This is a genomic window from Bradyrhizobium sp. HKCCYLRH2015 (assembly GCF_051168215.1).
Lineage (GTDB): Bacteria > Pseudomonadota > Alphaproteobacteria > Rhizobiales > Xanthobacteraceae > Bradyrhizobium.
This window is the reverse complement of record NZ_JBNPUO010000005.1, coordinates 346,187-368,037: the sequence shown is the minus strand read 5'-3', so window position 1 is coordinate 368,037 and position 21,851 is coordinate 346,187. Positions and strand designations below refer to the sequence as shown.

Genomic DNA, 21,851 nt, shown 5'->3' with positions numbered 1-21,851 from the left:
GTGTTGATGAACAGGCCGACCGTCTCTTCCACACCCGCGATCTCGGGCGGCCGGCCGGAAATCGTGGCGCCGAAGCAGACGACATCCTGGCCGGTCAAGCGCCGCAGCAGCTGGCCCCAGGCCCCCTGCAGCAGCGTGTTCAAGGTCACCCGCTCGCGCCGTGCCACGAGCTGCAGCCGCTCGGTTTTCGCTGCATCGATGACGAGGTCGATCGAGGCATGGCCTTCGGCTGGTGCGGCCGGCCCGCCAAGCGCATCGGCCAGCAGGCTCGGCTCGCCGAGCGTCGAGAGCGAGCGCGACCAGAACGCAATCGACGCCTCGCGATCCTGTCGTTGCAGCCAGGCAATGTAATCGCGATAGCGGCCGCGCGGTGCGCCCAGCGACGCGCCGCCGACATGCTGCATGATCTCCCCGATCAGCCTCGCCGCGCTCCAGCCGTCGAGCAGGATGTGATGATGGGTCCAGATCAGGCGGCAAACGCCGCCGCCGAGATCGATGAGACGGACCCGCTGCAGCGGCGGCCGTGACAGGTCGAAGCCGGCGCGCCATTCGGCCGCCGCCACCTCGGCCAGCGCCGCGTCACGCGTGGCTCGATCCATCGAGTCCGCACGGTCGCGCCAATCCTCCTCGACGAAGGGAACAGGAACCTGCCGATGGACGACCTGCTGCGGCGCGCTCGATAATTCCCTCCACACGAACGCGGTCCGCAGCACCGCGTGTCGTGCCGTCACCGCCTGCCACGCCGCGCGCAGGCGCGCCGCGTCCGCGCCTTCGACGTCGACGGCGATCTGGCTGACATAGTTGCCGCTGTCGCCGTCGCGCAGCGTGTGGAACAGCATGCCCTGCTGCATCGGCGACAGCGGATAGATATCCTCGACATCGCGCCAATCACGCGTCGCGCCGAGCAAATCGAGCTCCGGCTGGCCGAGGCGCGACAACGGAACGTCCGACGGCGTGAGGCCGTGTGCGTCACCGGTGCAATGCGCGACCAGCTCGCGCAGCGCCGCGGAGTAGCACGCGGCCAGCCGCTCGATCGTCGCGCGGCGATAGCGGCGGCGGCCAAAGCTGAATGTCAGCTTCAGCCGGCCGTCGAGCACCTGGCCGTTGATGCTGAGCCAGCGGCCGAGCGGCGCGCTGGCGCTGCGCGACGGCCCCGCGCCTTCCGGCGCGAGCGCGAAGGCAAGGTCGGAGCCGGCGCCAAACTGGCCGAGATAGTTGAAGACGATCCGCGGCTCGGCTCCATCCGCCAGGGCGGCGCGCTGCTCGGAGCTGCCGCAATACCGCAGCACGCCGTAGCCGAGCCCGCGCGCCGGGATGGCCCGCAAGTCCTCCTTGATCGACTTGATGAGGGTGGCGTCGTCGCTCGCGCCAGCGGAGAGCCGAACCGGAAATGCTGTCGTGAACCAGCCGACCGTGCGCGACAGGTCGATGCCTTCGAACAGATCCTCGCGTCCATGGCCCTCGAGCTCGACCAGGCATTCACCGAGTCCGCACCAGCGGCTGACCGCGCGGGCCAGCGCCGCCAGCAGCAGATCATTGACCTGGGTCCTGTAGGCGGCGGGCGCCTGCTTGAGCAGTTGCCCGGTCACGTCGGCATCGAACGACACGGCGACGTCTTCGCCGTCGGCGACGCGATCGGTCTCCCCGTGATCGTCGTCGCACGGCAGATCGTCAGCGACGCTGCGCTGTCTCCAATAGACGAGCTGGTCGGCCAGCTCCTTGCTCGCGGCGTAGTCTTCGAGCCTCCTGCCCCACGACGCCACGGACTGGCTCTTGGGAGGCAAAACAATCGCGGCCGCGCCCTGTGCCGCCTGTCGATACGCCGCGGCGATGTCCTCGAGCAGGACGCGCCACGACACGCCATCGACGACGAGATGATGCACGACGATCAGAAGCCGCTGGCTGCCGTCCGCAACGTCCATGCCGACGAGGCGCAGCAACGGCCCCTGCAAGGACAGGCTCGCCTGCGCGGCAGCCGCAACCGAGGTGATCTCCGCCGCGTCCTGAACAGTGCGGATCCAGAGCAGATCGGCGCTCGCCGGCATCTTGCCGTATCTCGCGTGCCACGTGCCGTCGCTTTGCTCGAATTGCAGCCGCAGGGCATCGTGATGCGCCACCACGGCATCGACCGCCCGCGCCATCACGCGCCAGTCGAACCGCGCCGAGGGTACGAGCATCAAGGCCTGGTTCCAGTGATGCCGTTCGCCCGCGTCCTCGGCAGAGAAGCGGCGCTGGATCGGCAACAGCGGCACCGGATCGCCGTCGCGCGCGCCGGGCTCAGCGGAGACAATGACCGCCCGATCGCGGCGCGCGACCCGCGCCAGCTCCTGCAGCGTCTGATGCCGGAACAGATCGCGCGGCTCGATTGACAGGCCACGCTGCCGCGCCCGGCCGACCACCTGCAGTGAGATGATGGAATCGCCGCCGAGCTCGAAGAAATTGTCGGTGAGCCCGATCCGCGAATGGCCGAGCAGTTCGGCCCAGATCGCCGCCAGCTCCAATTCCACGGCCGATTGCGGCGCGACATAGTCTGTCTCGGCACACAATGAATCGGGCACCGGCAGGGCGTCGCGATCGACCTTGCCATGCGCCGTGAGCGGCATCTGCGACATCGGCACGATGCGGGCCGGAACCATGTAGTCCGGCAGCTCCTTCGTCAGCGCCGCGCGCAGCGTTGCCTCGTCGAGGCCATCCTCGCCGCAGACATAGCCGATCAGCTGCTGGCGTCCGCCGATCTCGCGTGCCACCACCACCGCCGACTGCACGCCCGTCTGCCGCGTCAGCCGCGCCTCGACCTCGCCCGGCTCGATGCGGAAGCCACGGATCTTGAGTTGATGATCGGACCGGCCGACATAGTCGATGACGCCGTCGGCACGCCAGCACGCCAGATCGCCCGTGCGATACAGCCGCGCGCCGGGTGCGCCGAACGGATCGGGGATGAAGCGCTCCGCCGTCAGCGCCGGCCGATTCCAATAGCCGGCCGCGAGCCCCTCGCCGCCGATATGAAGCTCGCCGATGACGCCGACCGGAACGATGTTCAGATCGCCGTCGAGAACATAGGCCGAGCGCCGGCCGACCGGACGGCCGATCGGCGCATAGGCGCAGTCGATCTCGGCATCGGCGTCGACCTTCCAGACCAGCGGCGTGACCACCGTCTCCGTCGGACCGTAGCCGTTGATCAGCTTGCGCGGCCGCAGCGCCTGCCTGACCTTGTCGAAGCCCGATTTGGGCATCGCCTCGCCGCCGAACGAATACAGCGACACGGGCGGCGGATCGCCGCGCCACGCCGCGAATTCGGCGAGCTGCTGCAGGTAGGCCGGCGGAAAGCCGGCATTGGTCACGCGCTCCGCGCGCATCACCTCGAGCGTCTTCTCCGCCGACCAGAGATCGGCGTCGCGCATCACCAAGGCCGCGCCGCAGCTCAGCGCGGTCCACAACCGCTCATGCGCGCCGTCGAAGGTGAAGGAAAGGAAGTGCAGTTCGCGCGACTGCTGGTCCATCTCGTAGAGACCGGCCGTGGCGTCGCAATGCATCGCGAACGGTCCATGCGCGACCGCGACGCCCTTCGGTACACCGGTGGAGCCGGACGTATAGATCACGTAGGCGAAGCTCGCGGGATGGACATCGACCGCGGGATCAATCTCCGTCGTCTCGGCCGGGATCACGCCGAGATCGACGACTGCGATGCCCGGCATCGGCGGCCATTGCGATCGTCCCGCCGCATCGACCAGCACGACGCGCGCGCCGGCATCGCGAACGGTTGCAGCAAGCCGCGCTGGTGGATGATCGGGATCGAGCGGCAGATAGGCGGCGCCGGCCTTGAGGACGGCAACGAAACCGGCGACGAGATCGGGCGAACGCTGCATCGAGAGCGCGACGAGCTCGCCGGGTCGAACGCCGAGCGCCAGCAGATGCTGCGCGATGGCATTGGCGCGGCGATCGAGCGCCTGATAGCTGATCGTCTCGGCTCCGAACACCAGGGCTGTCGCGCCCGGCGTGTCCTTGGCGTGCCGCGCGAACATCCGGTGCACCGACTGGAAGGCCGCGCGCGCGGGCGCGCAGGCATTCCACTGCCTGACGTCGTCGCGCTGCCGGTCCGACAACAGCTCCAGCGCCGCGATCCGGCGCGTGGGATCTGCGACCATTTCCTGCAGGATCGTCAGCCAATGGCCGGCGAGCCGCGTGATGGTCGACCGCTCGAACAACGCGGTGGCAAAGGAAAACAGCGCCGAGACGTCCCCCGACGGCAATTCCTCGCTGTCGAGCGCGAGGTCGAATTTCACCGTCTCAATCTCGGCCGCGATCGTCTCGATCTGCAATTCAGAGCTAGCCGGCGCATGCGCCGGCCCGCGCCGATGCTGATGGTTGTAGAGCACCTGGAACAGCGGCGTCTGGCTCAGGCTGCGCTGTGGCTGCAACACGTCGAGCAGCCGTTCGAACGGAAGGTCCTGGTGATCCCTGGCCTCGAGCGAAGCCGCGCGCAGCGTTTCGACGACGTCGGCGATCGTCCCCAGGCTGTCGATCCGCGTCCGCAGCACCTGGGTGTTGACCAACAGCCCGATCAGGCGCCGCGTTTCCGGCCGATCGCGATTGGCGAGGGGAACGCCGATGCTGATGTCGTCCTGGCCGCTGTAGCGATAGAGCACCACCTTCAGTGCCGCGAGCAGCACGACGAACAGCGTCGTGTGATGTTGCCGCGCAAGCTCGCGCAGACGATCGGAAAGCTCGGCGCCGAGTGACAGGCGTATGGCACCGCCGGATTGGTCGGTCTGGACCGAACGCGGCCGATCGAACGGCAGTTGCAGCATCGCCGTGTCGTGCAGCCGGCCGGTCCAGTAGCGGAGCTGCCGCTCCTCCTCCACCGCGCCGAGCCACAGCCGCTGCCAGGCGGAGAAATCGGCGTAGTCGATCTCGAGCGCCGGCAGCGAGGCGGTCTCGCCGCGGACGGCTGCGCGATAGAGCTGCCAGAACTCGTCGGTGAGGACCTGCATCGACCAGCCATCGGCGACGATGTGGTGCAGCGTCACCGAGAGAACATGGTCGTGCTCGTCGAGCCTCAGCAGCGCCGCGCGCAGCAGCGGTCCGGATTCGAGATCGAACGGCAGCGCCGCTTCCTCACGCAGCAGCCGGCGCGCCTGCTGCTCGCAATCATCGCCGGCAATCTCGATGCGGCGAAGCGCGACCGGCGCCGGCGGTCCCACGATCTGCTCCGGCTCGCCGCCGTCCTGCCGGAACGTGGTGCGGAGCGCGGCATGGCGCATGACCAGCTCGTCGAGCGCCCGTTGAAGCGCGGCGGCATCGAGACGGCCCCGCAGCCGGATCGCGACCGGCATGTTGTAGGCGGAGCCGTCCGGATCCATCCGCCACAGGAACCAGAGGCGGGCCTGCGCGAACGACAACAGCGCGCGCTGCAGCTGCTGCCGGGCGATCGGCAGAATCGAAAGATCGATGCCCTTGGCCGCCAACTGCGTCAGGAAGGCGCGCTGCTTTGGCGCGTCGAGACGCACCAACCGGCGCGCGATCTCGCTGAGCTGCTGGGCCTGAAGTCCGGACTGATCATTCATTGGCGAACTCGACTTCTTCAAGCAGATCGAACATGGCGGCGATGTCGTCGCTGCGCCTCGGCGGCGGGTCCGCGGCGAGCGCCGATGCCATGGTCTCGACCGTGGTCAGTTCGAACAGCCGCTTCAACGGCAGCTCCCGCGCGAGATCGCGCTTGATGCGGCCGACGAGCTGGACGGCCACCAGCGAGTCGCCGCCGAGCTCGAAGAAATCATCGGTGACGCCGACCGCCGGCTTGTGCAGCAGCTCGGCCCAGATCGTCGCGAGCGCAGCCTCGGTCGGATTGCGCGGATCGACGCGCCGCGCCCCCGGCGGCGTCGCATCCGGCCGCGGCAGCGCCTTGCGGTCGATCTTGCCGTTCGGGGTCAGCGGCAGCTCCGGCAGCACGATGACGCGCGAGGGCACCATGTAGTCCGGCAGCGCCGTTGCGAGCGCGGCGCGAAGATCACTGCCATCGAGCGAGGCCTCGCCGCTGACATAACCGACCAACTGACGGCCGCCGCCGAGCTCGTGCGCGACGACGACGCTGTCGCGCACGCCCGGCAGCTCCCGCAGCCGCGCCTCGATCTCGCCCAGCTCGATTCGATGTCCGCGGATCTTCACCTGATGATCGGCGCGGCCGACATAGTCGAGCACGCCATCGGCCCGCCAGCGCGCGAGGTCCCCGGTCCGGTACAGCCGCGCGCCGTCGTCGCCGAACGCATCCGGAATGAAGCGCTCGGCACTCAGCGCCGCGCGTTTCCAATAGCCGCGCGCGAGCCCGTCACCACCGATGAAGAGCTCGCCGGTGACGCCGACCGGCGCGAGGTTGAGCTCGCCGTCGAGCACGTACAGTGCGGTGTTGCCGATCGGGCTGCCGAGCAGCGGCACCGGATTCGCGCCATCGAGGCGGTGGCGCGCCGACCACACCGTGGTCTCGGTCGGCCCATACAGATTCCAGACCTCGCTGCTCTCTGCGTTCAGCCGCCGCGCCAGATCCGAGGCCAGCGCCTCCCCGCCGCTCAGCAGGCGGCAGCCCTTCCGCAGCCATGGATCAGGATTGGCCGCGTCGTGATCGAGCAGCATGCGCCAGCTCGATGGCGTCGCCTGGATCATGGTCACGCCGTGCCGTGCGACCATCGCCTTGAGGGCCTCGGGATCATGGGCCGCGGCACGGTCGGCGAGCACGACCTGGGCGCCATTTGTGAGTGGCAACCACAGCTCCAGAACGGCGATGTCGAAGGACAACGACGTCAGCGCGAGCACGCGGTCGCCGGCCGCGATGCCCGGCTGTTCGGCCATCGTCGCCAGGAAGTTCGTCAGCGCGGCATGGCGCACCATCACGCCCTTCGGCAGCCCGGTCGAGCCGGAGGTGTAGATGACGTAGGCGAGGCTCTCGGGGTGCACGTCGACGGAAAGATTGTCGGTCTGGCCGAGGCCATCGCCGGCCGCGACCTCGAGCAGCCAAGCCTCGGCCTCGCTCCGCTCCAGCACCGGCGCGAACCGGTCGTGCAGCGTGGCCTGTGTCAGCAGCAGCTTGGCACCGCTGTCGTTCAGCATGTGCGCGAGACGCTCGGCGGGATAGTCCGGATCGAGCGGCAGATAGGCCGCGCCCGCCTTGAGCACCGCGAGCAGCGCCACCATCATCGCGACGCCGCGCTCCAGCGCGAGCCCGACCACCACATCGGGGCCGACGCCGCGATCCCGCAGCCGCCGCGCCAGCCGGTTCGCCCGCGCATTCAGCGCACCGTAGCTGATCGTCTCCGGTCCATGCACCAGCGCGACCGCATCGGGCGTTCGCGCCGCATGCGCCTCGAACTGTCGATACACGCAGGGCGCATTCGCAGCGTTGGTCGCCGTCGCATTCCAGGCCTGCAGCAGCCGCGCGCGATCATCGTCCGGAACGACGTCGATCCGGCGCACCGGCGTATGGAGCGCCTCTTCCAGTGCCAACGCGAGTTGATCGAGCGATTGCTGCATCATCGCGCCGACCCGCTCGGGCGCGACCGGCGCCGCGACCTGGACCGTCAGGTGAAGCCCATGGCCGTCATCGTCCACCGCCAGCATCAGCGGATAGTTGGTGCGCTCCTCGCCGCCGAGCCATTCGACGCCTTGCGGGAGCTCAGCATCCACCTGCGCATCCTGTCTCCGGCCGTGCCGATAGTTCAAGATCGCGGAAAACAGCGGCGTCGGCGGCGCGACACCGCTGCAGCGCTGGGCCATCGCCAGCGAGGCATGCTCATGCGCCATCAGCTCCGCCAGCCGCGCATGCGCCGCGCGAACGCTGTCCTCCACCGACGTGCCGTCGAGATCGAGCCGCACCGGCAGCGTGTTGATGAACAGGCCCAGGCTGCGGCCGGTATCGTGACCGGCCTGCATGCGGCCGAGCAGCACGGTGCCGAACACGACCTGCTCGCGCCCGCTGCTGCGCGCCAGCACCTGCCCCCAGGCGACATGACAGAGGCTGGCGAGGCTCGCGCCAAGGCGCCGCGCCTGTGCACGCAGCCGCGCGTCGAGCGCGGCCGGCAGGGGCAGCCTTGCCTCGCGCACGCCGTCGCCGTCGCTGCGCACCTCCATCAATCCGAACGGTGCCGTGGGTGCATCGATGTCGGCGAGCATGCCGCGGAAGAAACGCTGCTGCGCATCCTGCCCGGCGGGCTTGCGCGTTTCGGCGACAAGATTGCGGAATGGAATCGGCGGAGGCAGATCAGCGCGGCGCCCCGACAGAATCAGCTGCACCTCCTCATGCAACGCCTGCAGCGTGGTATGGTCGCCGACCATGTGATGCAGCAGGACCAGCAGCAGCAGGCGATCATTTTCCTCGTCACGGGCGACAACCAGACGCAGCAACGGCGCCCGGGTCAGATCGAGCCGGCAGGATCCCGGATCGAAGCGGCGGGCCAGCTCGACCTGAGCCGGCGCGTGACCTTCGAGCGCGACTTCGGTGACGCTCAGCGGTGCGTGGCGCCAGACCACCTGCGCCGGAACCGACAACCCATCCCAGAGGAACGACGTCCGCAGCACGTCGTGCCGGTCGATCACGTCCTGAACCGCGGCGAGATAACGATCCAGCAGATCGCGGCCCGCGAATGCCATCTGTGCGACCAGCACGTAAGGATCGCCCTCGGTCGCCAGCAGATGATGGAACAGGATGCCTTCCTGCAACGGCGACAGCGCGTAGATGTCCTGGACGTTGGCGACGCCGCCCGGCACCTGGGCGACCACGCGGTCGATCTCGGGCTGGCTCAGCGCGATCAGCGGCAGCATGTCCGGCGTGATGGCCGCGCTCTCCGGCGCGATCAGGTTGGCGGGGATCGCAATCTCCTCGCCGGGCCGCAGGCTGGCCGCTAGATCGCGCAGCACCGGCCTGGCGAACACCATGTGCGCATCGAGCGTCAGTGCATGGCGCTTCAGCCGGTCCAGCATGCGGACGACGAGCAGCGAATGGCCGCCGAGCTCGAAGAAATGATCGTTGCGGCCGACGCGCTCGATGCCCAGCAGCTCGCGCCAGATGGCCGCGAGGGCCTGTTCGATTTCGCCCCGGGGTGGATCATAGGCGCCGCGGCCGAACGCTTCGTCGTCCGGCGCCGGCAGCGCCTGCCGATCGACCTTGCCGTTGGGTGTCAGCGGAAACGCATCGAGGCGGACGATCGCCGAGGGAACCATGTAATCCGGCAGGCACGCCTGCAATTGCCCGCGCAGCTGCGCGGCCCATGCGGCGGCGTCATCGGTGTCGTCTGCCGGCACCACATAGGCGACGAGCCTGAGATCGCCCTGCGCATCGCGCCGCGCCAGCGCCGCCGAGTCCCGCACGCCGGTTTGCGCATTCAGCCGATGCTCGATCTCACCGAGTTCGATACGGAAGCCGCGGATCTTCACCTGATGGTCGTTGCGGCCAAGAAATTCGATATTGCCGTCGGCCAGATGGCGGCCGAGGTCACCGGTTCGATACATCCGCGCGTCGGCCGACAGCCCGAAGGGATCGGCAGCAAAGCGCTGCGCCGACAGATCCGGACGGTTCAGATAGCCGCGCGCAACCCCTGCCCCGCCGATCCAGATCTCACCCACGGCACCGCGCGGCACCGGCATGCCCTGGGCGTCGAGCAGATAGATGCGCGCATTGGCGATCGGGCGCCCGATCGGGACGATACCGCCGGCAAAGCCGGCTGGACGACGCCACGCGGTGGCGCAGACGGTCGCTTCCGTCGGGCCGTAGGCGTTGAAGACCGCAATCTCCGACGGCAAAACCTCGAACAGCTCCGACTTCGGCAACTCGCCGGCAAGAACCAGCACCTCGAGCCCGGAGAGCCGCGCGAGGTCCGAGCGGCCCTGCAGCATCGCGGGCGGCAGGGTGGCGTGGGTGATGCGATGGTCGGCGAGATAGTTCAACAGCTCGGCTGCGTCGCGATGCTCGCGGCTTCCGAGCAGATGCAGCTCGGCGCCGGCGCAGAGCGCCATGACGATGTCCCACACGCTTGCGTCGAAACTGAAGGAGGCGAACTGCGCGACCCGGCTGTCCGGACCGGTGTCGAACAGCCCGATCTGGGCCTGCGCGAGATTGACCAGGCCATGGTGCTCGATCATCACCCCCTTCGGCCGCCCGGTGGAGCCCGAGGTGTAGATGACATAAGCGAGATTGCGCGGCGTCACGCCGCGGGCATCAACATCCGGCGCGCTGTCCGGCAGCCCGCTCCAGGCCGGTGCATCGCTTTCCACATCGACCACGGGGCATGCCACGTCGCCGAGCGCACCGGCGCTCTCGCGGTCACGGAGCAGCAGCATCGGCTGGGCATCGGCCACGATCTCGCGCAGCCGCTGCAGCGGATAGGTCGGATCCAGCGGCAGATAGGCGGCCCCGGCCTTGAGCACCGCGAGCACGCTGACGATCGTATCGACGCCGCGCTGCTGGCAGATCGCGATCAGCCGGTCCGGACCGGCGCCCAGCGCGACGAGGTGATGCGCGAGGCGATTGGCGCGCAGCTCGAGCTCCCGATAGGTCAGTCTGACCTCGTCATGGACCAGCGCCACCGCTGACGGCCGGCGGCGTGCCTGCTCGGCAATGAGATCCTGGATGCAGCAGTCGGCCGGCGTGAACGATCGGGTGCAATTCCAGCTGTCCAGCAGCAGCGCACGTTCCTCGGCCGGTAGCAGCTCGATGCGGTCGACCGGCTGGCTGGTGTCAGCGACCATGGCGCGCAGCGTAGCCAGCAGATAGCCGCGATAGCGCCGCACGGTCTCGGCGTCGAACAGCGCCGTCACGTAGTTGATCTTGCCGGAGATGCGGCCACGGCTCTCACTGAGATCGAGCTCGAGATCGAACTTGACCTTGTGCTGCTCGGTCGCAAGGCGCTCGACCGCCAGGCCGGGCAGCGCCAATGAGCCGATTTCATTGCTCTGCCATGCGAACACCACCTGGAACACGGGCGTGTATTCCGGATGCCGCGGCGGCTGGAGCGCCTCGACAAGATGCTCGAATGGCAGGTCCTGATGATCCTGCGCCGCAAGAACGGCCGTCTTCACTCGCTCGATCAGCTCGACCACAGCAGGATCATCCGAGAGGTCGAGCCGCAGCGCCAGCATGTTGACGAAGAAGCCGACAAGCCCTTCGAGCTCCGAACGCATCCGATTGGCCGTCGGCGTGCCGATGACGAGATCCTGCTGGCCGGCCAGCCGCGACAGCACGATCGCCCAGGCCGCCAGCACGATGACGAACGGGGTGGCGCCGAGCGCGATGCTCAATTGCCTGATATCGGCCGTAAGACCGTCGTCGATCTCGACAGCCACAGCAGCGCCGGCGTCGGACCGCGGCGCGGGACGCGGACGGTCCGTCGGCAATGCCAGCACGGATGGCGCGTCCCGCAGCACGGTGGTCCAATGATCGAGCTGCCGCCGCAGCCGATCCGCCGTGAGCGCATCGCGCTGCCATGCCGCATAGTCCGGATACTGAATCGCCAGCGGTGGCGACGGATCGTCGCCGCCTCCGGCGAAGGCGCCATACAGCGCCGACAGCTCGCGGACGATGACGCCCATCGACCATCCGTCGGAGATGATGTGGTGCTGGCTGAGCAGAAAGACGTGATCGTCGTCGCCGAGACTGATCAGATGGCCGCGGATCAACGGGCCCCGAGCGAGATCGAACGGCGCGCGCGTACACGCATTCAGCAGGTCGGCCAGCCGCGTCTCGCGGTCCGGCCGGCTGCGAAGATCGTGCATCTCCAGCGGCAGGCCGGTATCCGGCGGCAACAGTACGGCTCGCGGCTCGCCCTGCTCGGCAACGAAGATCGTTCGCAGCGCCTCGTGGCGGGAGAACAGCCGGTCGAGGCTGCGGCGCCATGCGCCGATGTCGAGCGGGCCCCGCAGCCGCAGCGCGACGTCGATGTGATAGTTCGTGCCTCCGCCCTCGAGCTGTGCCAGCAGCCAGAGCTGCTGCTGCGCGAAGGAGAGCGGTAGCCGACCCCCGCGATCGATGCTTGGGATGGTGTTGACGTCGCGTCTGCCGGCGTTGCGGCCGCGCTGCCGTGCGCGCGAAGCCAGCTGGCGCAATGCGTCCGGATCGAGGTCGCGCAGTCGAGGCTGTCCTGATTGTCCGCTCATGATAGCTCCGCCGTCATCAGGTCCTCGAGCTCACCTTCGGCGAACTCCTGCTCGATCAGCCTGATCGAGAGGACGCGCGCGAGCTCCGCCAATTCGGGATGAGCGAACAGCTCGGACAATGGCATCGACGTGCCGAACTCCTGCGCGACGCGGCTGAGCAGCCGTACCGCCAGCAGAGAGTGGCCGCCGAGCTTGAAGAAGTGATCCGCCCGCCCGACACGGTCGAGACCGAGCAGCTCCGCCCAGATGCCGGCCAGCGTGCTCTCGATCTCGCCGACCGGAGCCTGATAGTCGTCCCACGCCTCGCCTTGCGACGTCGTCGGCAGCGCCTTGCGGTCGATCTTGCCGTTCGGCGTCAGCGGCAGCCGCGGCAGCACGACGACGCGCAACGGCACCATGTAGTCCGGCAGCACGGCCGCGAGCGCCGCGCGAAGCTCGCCGCCATCCAGCATGCTCTCGCTGCTGACATAGCCGACCAGGGTCCTGCCGCCGCCGAACTCCTGCGCGACCACGACGCTGTCGCGGACGCCGGGCAGCGCGCGCAGCCGCGCCTCGATCTCGCCGAGCTCGATGCGATGTCCGCGGATCTTCACCTGGTGATCGGCGCGGCCGACATAGTCGAGCGCGCGATCGGCACGCCAGCGCGCCAGATCGCCGGTCCGGTACAGCCGCGCACCGGGGCGGCCGAACGGATCCGGAATGAAGCGCTCCGCGCTGAGCCCGGCGCGCCTCCAATAACCGCGGGCCAATCCCTCGCCGCCGATGAACAGCTCGCCGGCCACCCCGGGCGGCAGCAGATTGAGATTGGCGTCCAGCACGTAAAGCGTGGTGTTGCCGATCGGACCGCCGAGCACCGGCGTTGGATCATCGGAGTCCAGCCGGTGACGCGCGGACCACACCGTGGTCTCGGTCGGCCCATACAGGTTCCACACCTCGCCGCTCAGCGCGACGAGCCGCCGCGCCAGATCGGGAGCCAGCGCCTCGCCGCCGCTGAGCGCGCGACAGCCAGGCGGCAGCCTCGCGGCGCCGTCATGATCGAGCAGCATGCGCCAGCTCGACGGCGTCGCCTGGATCAAGGTCACGCCGTGCCTGGCCACGATCGCCTTCAGCGCCGCCGGATCCTGCGCCGACGCCCGGTCGGCCAGCACGATGCGTGCGCCCCGTGTCAGCGGCAGCCACAGCTCCAGCACCGCGATGTCGAACGACAACGAGGTCAGGGCCAGCACGCGGTCGTCGGACGTGATCCCCGGCTGCTCGGCCATGGTCGCCAGGAAGTTCGTCAATGCGCCGTGGCGTACCATCACGCCCTTGGGCAAGCCGGTCGAGCCCGAGGTATAGATGACGTAGGCAAGGCTCTCAGGATGAATGGCAAGGTCGAGATTGTCGGCGTTGCCGCCCTCGTCGGCACGATCCAGCAGCCAGGCCTCCACTCCGCCGTCGGCCAGCGCGCGCGTGAACCGATCCTGCAGCCCGGTCTGCGTCAGCAGCAGTTTTACACTGCTGTCGCCGAGCATGTGGGCGAGACGCTCTTCCGGATAGTCCGGATCGAGCGGCAGGTAGGCGGCGCCGGCCTTCAGCACGGCGAGCAGCGCCACGATCATCTCGGCGTCGCGCTCCAGCGCCAGTCCGACCACGGCACCGGCGCCGATCCCGCGCGCGCGCAGTCGCCGCGCCAGCCGGTTGGCGCGTGCGTTCAACTCGCCGTAGCTGATCCGGCGGTCGCCGCTGACGATCGCAACCGCGTCCGGGATGGCCTTCGCGCGCGTCTCGATCTGCGCCACAAGGCCGGGCACCAAATCGCTGAACGGCGGCCGGCATGAGGTCTCGCCGACCGCTGCTCCGCTCCAGCGCAGGACGCACGCCAGCGCCTCACCGTCGACCATTCGAAGGCTGCCGACCGGACGGGTGGCATCCGCCGATATCTGCGTCAGCCAGTCCCGCAACGACGCGCTCACCTGGCGGACCGCATGGTCGTCCAATTGCGCGCGATCGTAGTTGAAGTCGAGGCGCAGCCCCTCCGGTCCGTCGAACACGATGACCGCGATCGGATAGTTGGTCGGCGTCACGTGGTCGACCCGCCCGATCTGCGTCCCGGCTCCGTCGCGCGCGGTGAGCGTCCGATCGATCGGATAGTTCTCGAACACCATCAGGCTGTCGAACAGTGGCTGCCCGGCCCTGTCGGCCAGGCGCTGGATCTCGTGCAGCGGCAGCCACTCATAGTCGCGCGCCGCGACGCTGTGCGCCTGCAGCGCGCGCAGCCAGTCGCCGGTCGCGGTGTGCGGATGCGCGCGGTCGATCAGCGGCAGCGTGTTGATGAAGAGGCCGACGATATGCTCGGCGCCGGCCAGCTCGGCCGGACGGCCCGAGACCGTGACGCCAAAGCAGACCGCTCTTTGCCCGGTATACTGCCGCAGCAATTGCGCCCAGGTCCCCTGCAGCAGCGTGTTCATCGTGATGCGCTGCTGTGTCGCGAACCGCCGCAGGCGAGCCGCGAGATCGCCGTCCACGCGCAAAGTCAGCCGGCCATGGCCGCTCGCAGCGTCGATCGCGCGGCTGGCGCGCAAGGCACCGGCCAGCGGCGTGGGCTCGAAATTGCGCAGCGTCTCGCGCCAGACATCCGCGGCTGCCGCCTGGTCGCGCGTCTGCAGCCAGGCGATGTAGTCGCGGTAGCTGCCTTGCGCCGCCGACGGCGCATGGCCGCCGATCTGCTGAAGGACGTCGGCAAGCAGCCGCGCCGAGCTCCAGCCGTCAAGCACGATGTGATGATGCGTCCAGATCAGCCACAGCCTGTCTTCGCCGAGCCGGATCAGCCGCAGCCGCTGCAGCGGCGGCCGCGTGATGTCGAAGCCAGGCTCGCGCTCGTGCACCGCCGCCTCCGCAAGCGCCGCATCGATCTCCGCCGCCGCGGCCCCATCCGCGATACGGCCACGCCAATCCTCCTCGACCACGGGCACGTCGAGCTGGCGGTATACGATCTGCTGGGCCGCGCCGGACAATTGCTGCCAGACAAACCCCGTCCGCAGCGCCGCATGCCGCGCGCTCGCCGCCTGCCATGCCGCACGCACCTGCGACGGCGTCACCCCGCGGAGCTCGATCGAGAGCTGGTTGACATAGACGTCATCAGCGCCATCGCGCAGCGCATGGAACAGCAAGCCCTGCTGCATAGGCGACAGCGGATAGATGTCCTCGACGGAGCGACAGTCGATCGTCGCGCAGAGCCTGTCGAGCGCCGCCTGATCGAGCCCCGCGACCGGAACGTCGGACGGGGTCAGACCGCCGGCAGCGCCGAGGCAGTGATCGACGAGACCACGCAGCGCCGCGCGATAGAGCTCCGCGAGCCGTTCGACGGTGGCGCGCCGATAGCGCCGGCTGCCATAGCGGAAGCCGAGACGCAGCTGTCCGTCGCGCACCTCGCCATTGATGGTGAGCCAAGCCCGCAACGGCGTGTCTGTGGCCCGCATCGGTCCCGGATTCTCCGGCGCGATCCGGTACGGCGCCGACGCGCCGAGCTGCCCATCGAAGCGGCCGAGATAGTTGAAGACGATGCGCGGGCTTGGCGTCTGCGATAGCGCCTCACGCTGCTCCTTCGCGCCGAGATAGCGCAGGACGCCATAGCCGAGCCCGCGGTCGGGCACGGCGCGCAAGCTCTCCTTGACGCGGGCGATGAGCGCACGGTCGGTCTCGCTGCCGCCGTCGAGACAGACCGGAAATGCGGTGGTGAACCAGCCCACCGTCCGCGTGAGATCGACGTCCGCAAAGACATCCTCGCGGCCGTGGCCCTCGAGCTCGATCGCGACGCCATCGATCCCGCTCCAATTCCAGAGCGCACGCGCCAGCGCGGCCAGCAGCAGGTCGTTGACCTGCGTGCGATAGGCCGCAGGCGCGGCATCGAGCAGCTGTTCGGTCAGCTCCGCCTCGACGTTGAGCACGACCTCCTCGGCCTCGGCCTCGACATCGGCGCCGCCATGATCGTCGTCACAGGGCAGCGCGCGGCCGCGCGAGGACGCCAGCCAGAAGGCCATCTCGCCAGCCAACCGATCGGACGCCGCATGCGCGCGCAGCCGTTGCACCCATGACGACGGTGCGGAGCTCGTGGACGGCAGGGTGACGGCGGCCGCCCGCCCTGCCAGTTGCTCATAGGCCATCGTGATGTCTTCGAGCAGGATCCGCCATGACACGCCGTCGACGGCGAGGTGATGGACCGCGATCAGCAGCCGCTGGCTGCCGTCGGCCATGTCTAACCCGACCGCGCGCAGCAGCGATCCCGCTGCCAATGACAGGCTCGCCTGTGCCGCCGCCGCGATCGCACCGATGTCGGCCGGCTCGGCCGCCGTGCGGATCCAAAGCAGCTCAGCCTCGGCAGGCAGATCGACCGGCGCCGCCTGCCATTCGCCCGCGACCTGACGGTACGTCATGCGAAGCGCGTCGTGATGCCTCACGATGGCGGCGAGTGCCCGCTGCAACACGCTCCAGTCGATCCGGTCCCGCGGGATCAGAAGCGCCGCCTGGTTGAAGTGATCGCGGTTGGGAATGTCGTCGGCAAAGAAGCGCAATTGGATCGGCAGCAGCTCCGCAGCGCAGGCGTTCATTGCGTTGCGTGCTGCTGCCGGCGGCGTCATGGCCGGTGCGGAGGTGGTCGCAACCACACCGGCCAGCGCCGCTATCGTCTGCTGCGCGAACATTTGCTTCGGCGTCAGCCTGACGCCGCGCTTGCGCAGCCGCGCGATGATCTGGAGGCTCAGAATGGAGTCGCCGCCGAGCTCGAAGAAATTGTCATTGCGGCCGATCCGCTCGCGGCCGAGCACGTCCTGCCAGACCTCCGCGATCGCCTGCTCCACCGCGCCGACAGGGGCGGCATAGGACAGCACGACGTCCTCGTCCGGCTGCGGCAGCGCCGCTCGGTCGAGCTTGCCGTTGGCGGTCAGCGGCAGCCGCTCAAGCACGACGAAGCGCGAGGGCACCATGTAGTCCGGCAGCATCGCCGAGAGCTGGTGCCGCAGCGCCTCCGGCTGCAACACGACGTTTGTCGCGGCAACACAATAGGCCACGAGCTCCTGGCGTTCCCGCTCCGCGTCGACGGCGCGGACCACGACGGCGGCATCGGCGACGCCATTCAACGAGCAGACGGCGCGGCCGATCTCGGCGGGCTCGACGCGGTAGCCGCGCAGCTTCACCTGATCGTCGCGCCGGCCCACGAACACGACCCGACCCGCCTGATCACAGCGCACCAAATCGCCGGTGCGGTAGAGGCGTTCGCCTGAGACTCCGAACGGATCGGGGACGAAGCGCTCGGCCGTCTGTCCAGGCGCGCCGCGATAGCCGCGCGCCAGCCCGGCGCCACCGATGTAGAGCTCACCAGCGACCCCGGCCGGCACGATATTCAACGCATCGTCGAGAACGTAGGCGCGCAGGTTCGCAAGCGGCAATCCGACCGGCACCACACCTTCGGCGTCGGCGTCCGTCCACTCATGGGTCATCACGCCGACCGTCGTCTCGGTCGGGCCGTAGTGATTGACGATCCGGCAGTGCGGCCGCAGCCGACGGACCTCTGCGATCAGGCCGGGATCGCAGGCCTCGCCGCCGAGGATCAGCACGTCGCGTGGCAGGATGTCGGCCGAGCGCCGCGCCCGCAACAGGCCGCGCAGATGGCTCGGCACGATCTTGAGGACGCCGATCTCGCCATCGCGCATCGCTTGCGAAAACGCATCCGCATCGAACGCAGCATCGGCCGGCAGCAGGTTCAAGGTCACACCGCTCGCGAGCGCGCCGAACAGCACGGTGTGGCCGAGATCGGCGGCGACCGTCGAGACCATCGCCATGCCGCCGCCGGCAGGCGGCTGCAGTCGGGACAGCAGCGCCTGCACGTAGTTGGCGAGCGCGCCGTGCGAGACGGCAACTCCCTTGGGCGCGCCGGTCGAACCCGAGGTGTAGATGATGTAGGCGGTCTGCGCCGGACGGGGCCGCGGGGCATCGAACGCGGACGCATCGCCGCGCTCAGTGCCGTCGAGTGTACGACAGGCCAGCGCCCTCGCCGCAGCCAGATGCTCGCCGGTTGCGATCAGGATGCCAATCTCGCCGTCCCGAAGGATGCGCGCAACGCGCGCCACCGGCCACGCCGGATCGAGCGGCACGACGGCGCCGCCCGCCTTGAGGACGCCGAGCAGCGCCGCGACGAAGGCCGGCGACCGCTCGATCCACAACGCCACCGGCGTCTCGCGCGTGACGCCGGCCGCGACGAGCGCGCCCGCGATGTGGTCCGACCAGCGCGCCAGCCCGGCTGCGCTGACAGTGTCCTGTCCCTGACGCAGCGCGACCCGGTCGTCGCGGCCCGCAAACGCAGTGCCGATCAGATCGAGGATATCCGTCGCGGGGAAGCTCTTCGCCTCCGCTGCGACGGTCTGCCTGACTTCCCGCGCGATCGCGAAGTCGCGCAGCGGCCGGTCGGGACCGGCCGCGATCTGCCGCAGAAAATCGACGAGCTGGCCGCCGATCCGCTCGACCGTGGCCGCATCGAACAGATCCGTCGCAAAATTCAGGCTCGCATCCATGCCCGCCGGGCCGTCGACGATATCGAGCGCGAGATCGAAATGCGAGCCGGCGAGATCGACGATGCGCGTCTCGGCGCGCAGGCCGTCGCCGAGCGCAAGTCCGGCCGGCGCGGCCATGTAGTTGAACTTGACCTGGAACAGCGGATTGTGGCCGCCGGAGCGGGCCGGCTTGAGCGCATCGACGAGACGGTCGAACGGCAGATCCTGATGCGCGAGCCCGGTGATGACCTCCTCTTTCGCCTGCGCCAGCAGTTCGGCGAAGCTCATGCCGTCGGCCACGTCGGCCCGCAACACCAGCGTATTGACGAAGCAGCCGATCAACGATGCCAGCTCGGCCTGCCGGCGGCCGGCGACGGGCACCCCGACGCGCAGGTCGGAGCGGCCGGAGTAGCGGAACAGCAGCAACTGATAGGCGGCGAGCAAAAGCATGAACATGCTGACGCGATGCTCTCTGGCGAGCGCGCGCAGCTTCAGCGCCAGATCGGGCTGGATCGCGAGGTGGATGGTGTCGCCGCGATAGCTCGGCACCGCCGGTCGCGGCCGGTCGAACGGCAAGGCGAGCGGCGTATCCGCATCGCCGAGCCGCCCGCGCCAATAGGCGAGCTGCTGCGCGGCCTCGGGGCCGGCGAGCCACTCCCGCTGCCAGGCGGCGTAGTCGGCATATTGGATGGCGGATGGCGGCGGCAGCGCGACTGCTCCGCGCCGGAGCCCGTCATAAAGCGTAGCGATCTCAGCCAGCAGCACGTCGAGCGAGAGGCCATCGGCGACAATGTGATGCGCCGAGAGCAGCAGCTCGTGGCGATCGTCCGCGAGCTGCATCAGCACCGCGCGCAGCAGCGGGCCATCGACGAGATCGAACGGCCGCGCCAGCTCCTCGCGTGTCCGCGCCGCGGCCCGCGACGCGCGCTCCGCTGCCGGCCTGCGCCGTAGATCCTCGACCGCGACGGGAATCTCGGTTGCCGCATGGATCACCTGCACGACGCGGCCATCCGGCGCGGCAAAGCTGGTGCGCAGCGTCTCGTGCCGCGCGACGATCTCGGTCAGCGCCTGCACCAGCAGCGCCTGATCGAGCGCGCCGTCGAAGCGGAGCGTGCAGGCGATGGTGTAGGCCGTGCTGGCCGGGTCCATGCTCCAGAGGAACCACAGCCGCTCCTGCGCGGGCGACAGCAGTTCGCGCACGCCCTCCGGGGCCGGCTGCAGCGGCGCCAGCGCTCTTGCATCGGTGCCGGCCGCATCGACCAGCGCCGCAAGCGCTGCGAGCGTCGGCGCATCGAAGAAGCTGCGCAGCGCGAGCTCGATTCCGAACTGCTCGCGCACCATCGCCGCGACCTGGGCGGCTGCGACCGAATTGCCGCCGAGCATGAAGAAGTCGTCGCCGCAGCCGACGGCCGTGACCCGGAGCACATCCCGCCAGATCAGCGCAAGACGGCGTTCGGTTTCCGTTGCAAGCTCCGAGGACGGCGACCGGTCCGCCGCCTCACGCCGCCGCTCGAACACCCTAAAACTGTCGAGCGTGCCGTGCGCCCACCCGGCGCGGCAGGCGGAGCGCTGCAGCTTGCCGCTGGTGGTCAACGGCATGCCCTGCGGGTTCAGCAGCACGACCACCGCCGGATAATCTTGCGTCTGCCGCATGACCGCATCGCCGATCGCCTTGATCAGCACATCGGCCGGCGTCCGCCGCAGCACCGCCCTGCTGAACTCGGCCGCCACGCCGATGCCTTCGGTGCCATCGATCTCGACCGGGAAGGCCGCGACGCGCCCCTTCCGGACCGAGGCCACGTCGGACTCGACGGCCTGCTCCAGGTCGAATGGATAGATGTTCTGGCCGCGAACGATCAGCAGATCCTTGAGCCTGCCGGTGACGACGAGCTCGCCGTCGCGGACGAAGCCGAGGTCGCCGGTCCGCAGCCAGCGCGCGCCGTCACGCGCGACGAAGGTCTGCCGCGTCGCCTCCGGATTGTTCCAATAGCCCTGCGCGACGCTCGGACCCGCGACCCAGATCTCTCCGACTTCGTTCGCCTCGGCCTGGGCGGACGCATCGGTTCTCATGATGCGGACGGCGTGACCGTCGGCCACGGTGCCGCAGACCATCAGGTCCGTCCCTGCGTCGGTATCGGCAACACGGCCGCCGGCGAGTGCTGCGGAATCGAGCGTATGACAAGCCGCCAGGCTCGCGCTGTCGCCTGCGGTCACCAGCAAGGTCGCCTCGGCAAGGCCGTAGCAAGGCGTCAGAACGCGAGGATCGAGGCCCGCAGGCCGGAAGCGCGCGGCAAAGCGATCCAGCGTCGCGCGCCGCACGAACTCCGAGCCGGAGAACGCGAAGCGCCAGCGGCTAAGGTCCAGGTGCGCGATCGCCGCATCCGATATCCGGTCCGCGCAGAGCGCGAATGCGAAGTCCGGCCCGCCGCTGCAGGTGCCGCCGTGGCGATCGATGGCCTCGAGCCAGCGCCGCGGCTGCTCGAGGAAATTGCGCGGCGTCATCAGCACGGCGGTGAAACCCGTGAACAGCGGATTGAGCAATCCGCCCATCAATCCCATGTCGTGATAGAGCGGCAGCCAGCTGACGAACACGTCATCCCGGGTGCCGCCGAGCACCGCCTCCATCGCAATCTCATTGGCGACGAGGTTTCGGTGGGTGACGCAGACGCCCTTCGGCTGCGATGTCGAACCCGACGTATATTGGAGGAACGCGATCGCATCGCCGTTCAGCTCCGTCTCCCGCCAGGAGACGGCCGCGCCGACCGGCACCTCGTCGACGGCAACGACATCGGCCCGGGTCTGGCCCACACAGGCCGTGACGGCGTCGCGAAGCCGCGCCTGGGTAAGAATGAGCCGCGGCGCGGCGTCGCGCAGGATGCCGTCGAGACGGCTCGCGTAGCGCTCCCTGCCGGCCTCCGGCGGATAGGCCGGCACGGCGATGACCCCGGCATAGAGGCAGGCGTAGAACGCGACTGCATAGTCCGGCCCGTTCGGCAGCAGGATCACGGCCCGCTCGCCGGCTCGCGCGCGCTCCTGCAGATGCGCGGCAAGAGCGCGGATGCGCCGGTCCAGCGCGGCGAATGACAGCTCGTCGACGACGTCGTCGCCTTCGATGAAGCGCAACGCCGGATGGTCGGCGCGCGAGGCGGCATACTCACGGAGTCGTTCGACGAGGGTCTGTGGCGGCAT

General features: G+C 69.1%; 3 protein-coding genes (1 of these 3 cut by a window edge). All 3 read right to left on the bottom strand.

Annotated elements, in window-relative coordinates; genetic code table 11:
* Tightly spaced (each overlapping or abutting the next), the 3 genes in view from ACQR1H_RS15580 to ACQR1H_RS15570 form a layout consistent with a single transcriptional unit that may run on beyond the window.
* Nucleotides 1-5,564 carry the start of a non-ribosomal peptide synthase/polyketide synthase gene (locus ACQR1H_RS15580; RefSeq protein ID WP_434907800.1) on the bottom strand. 10,837 nt of this gene lie to the left of the window's left edge, so the window shows 5,564 of its 16,401 coding nt (coding positions 1-5,564); its start codon is at nt 5,562-5,564; the stop codon falls past the left edge of the window.
* Nucleotides 5,557-12,135: an amino acid adenylation domain-containing protein gene (locus ACQR1H_RS15575; protein ID WP_434907799.1), complete on the bottom strand. Its 6,579-nt coding sequence runs from the start codon at nt 12,133-12,135 to the stop codon at nt 5,557-5,559. Before ACQR1H_RS15575 ends, ACQR1H_RS15580 begins: the two co-directional genes overlap by 8 nt.
* Nucleotides 12,132-21,851 carry an amino acid adenylation domain-containing protein gene (locus ACQR1H_RS15570; protein WP_434907798.1) on the bottom strand — a complete coding sequence of 3,240 codons (9,720 nt, stop codon included), beginning with the start codon at nt 21,849-21,851 and terminating at the stop codon, nt 12,132-12,134. The genes ACQR1H_RS15575 and ACQR1H_RS15570 overlap by 4 nt, the downstream gene beginning before the upstream one ends.